The organism is Marinobacter aromaticivorans, assembly GCF_002806975.1.
Lineage (GTDB): Bacteria > Pseudomonadota > Gammaproteobacteria > Pseudomonadales > Oleiphilaceae > Marinobacter > Marinobacter aromaticivorans.
The window spans coordinates 1-571 of sequence record NZ_NIHD01000045.1 but is presented as its reverse complement, the minus strand read 5'-3'; the positions used below and the strand labels follow the sequence as shown (position 1 = coordinate 571).

The following is a 571-nucleotide window of genomic DNA, read 5'->3' as shown; positions in this document are numbered from 1 at the left end:
CGGGGTCAGTCGTCCCCGTTGTCGTTTTCCCAGAGCGCATCCAGCTTTTTTCGCAACACCAGTAATGCAGCGGTTTCGGCCAGCGCCTTTTCCTTGTGGCGTAACTCGCGTTCGAGCTTTTTGATTTGTTTCTGGTCCGCCTGACTCTTTTTACGCAGCTGTTTTTCCCGCTCGGCACTGCGTTGAAAGCCTTGCAGGGACTCCTCTTTCCAGCGCCGGACTTGCTCAGGGTAAAGCCCTTTTTCCCGGCAATACTGACTGAGTTCCTCTTCGGATAGAGCAGCTGTCTCAATAACGGTTGCCAGCTTGGCTTCTGCTGACCACTGATCTGACTTGGCTTTTGAACCGGGCACCGGGCGTCCTTCTTCTCTGGCTTGTGTCCGCCAATTGTAAAGGGTTTGCTCCGAGATGCCTTCATTTCGTGCCAGAGCGGCTACGGTCATGCTGTGGGGCGGCGATAACTTTGCCAGCACTGCGACTTTACGTTCATCGGAATAACGAGGCACTATCAACACCTGAACCGCCCAACTGGTTAAAAATTAAGTAGTGCCAACTATCCTGCCAGAGGGGG

General features: G+C 53.8%; 1 pseudogene. It reads right to left on the bottom strand.

From position 1 onward, the window contains the following. Positions 1-506 (bottom strand): annotated as a pseudogene (locus tag CDH48_RS19055) (transposase); the annotation flags it as partial. Positions 507-571 lie beyond the last annotated feature (65 nt).